Below are 1,287 nucleotides of genomic sequence, written 5' to 3'. Positions count from 1 at the left end.
CTTACGATAGATGTGAATACAGCAGACCTTTTCTTCCGGTCGAAAGTGGACGGAGTAGAGATTACAGAAGAAAACGACCTGTTGATCGACAGCACGGATCCCTCAACAGCACCATGTCCGGCAGCGGCCAGCCTTCAAGTCAGGGTGATGCTTCAAGGGGCGCTGTTGGGTAGCTCGGATCAGTTCATGCGGGACGATTTGAGGGCGAAGGGCCTTATTCCGCTGACTGAGCCTTATGCGGCCTTCGGTAATGCTCGTTTTGTAATTGCTGGCAGAGGAGGGGGAGAAACGACCACCACGGCCGTACTTGATGCGAATGCTGGCACACCTGATGCTATTGTAGATTGGGTATTCGTTGAATTGCGGGATGCAGCCGATTCTACTCAAATAGTGGAAACACGTGCAGCGCTTGTGCAGCGGGATGGCGATGTGGTGTCTCCGCTAGATGGCGTATCGCCCCTCACTTTTGCGGGGGCAATCGGTAACAGTTACTTCATTTCCATAAAACACCGCAACCACCTTGGCGCAATGACCTCATCCCCTGTGGCATTGAGCAGTGTGCCAGCGGTAGTGGACTTTACGGACACGGGCTCAGACTTCTATCACCGCATACCGCAGTTTGACGGGTTCGAGCAGGCGGTAGTAGGGGGGATGTACGCCTTGCATCTTGGCAATACAAACCTCAAAGGGCAGGTGAACTATGCCGGGCAGTCGAACGACCCCGATACCAACCTCCAAGAAATACTAAACGCTGTGGGCAACCCCGGCCAGCTGCAGTCCTACATTTTGAGCGGCTACGGGGCTACTGATGTCAACCTCGATGGCACAACCAAATACACAGGCTTGAACAACGATGTGGACCCGATATTCAACGTGTCGGTGCCATTACAGCCGAACAGCTCGAACAGCGTGGCCTTCAACCTGATAGAGCAGCTGCCGCTGCCTGCCGGGGAGTAAGCGAGAGGGCCTGACGGGTCAGCCCGTCAGGCCCATCAATGCGGCCAAAACAGAACATTCATTATTCATAGCTTCTTAAAGAGACGACAACTATGCATCGCATGACGATCTGGCGGATGATAGCCGCCCTATTTCTGTTCCTCGGCACCTTCAGTATAGGTGTTTCACAGAACATAACCTTCGGCATACTGCTCGACCCTGATGATCCGCAAACGGTATCTTTTGTAGGGTACACGGATTATTCCGGCAGCTCTGTCCTGTCGACGAGCAATTTCGGCATCCGGTTCCCGGCAGGGACACTGACCGCCCCATCTATTACTGGGGCAGCGG

The 1,287-nt window shown here is 54.1% G+C and carries 1 protein-coding gene and 1 pseudogene; both read left to right on the top strand.

What is annotated here, in order from left to right:
* Window positions 1-957 (top strand): annotated as a pseudogene (locus tag FRY97_RS22545) (hypothetical protein); the annotation flags it as partial.
* Window positions 958-1,058: 101 nt separating this feature from the next.
* The coding region (locus FRY97_RS21820; RefSeq protein WP_147169740.1) for a hypothetical protein at window positions 1,059-1,287 on the top strand (229 nt) is incomplete at its 3' end.

Origin of the sequence: Phaeodactylibacter luteus, assembly GCF_007993045.1 — a bacterium.
GTDB classification, from domain to species: Bacteria; Bacteroidota; Bacteroidia; order Chitinophagales; family Saprospiraceae; genus Phaeodactylibacter; species Phaeodactylibacter luteus.
This window is presented reverse-complemented; position numbering and strand designations above follow the sequence as displayed.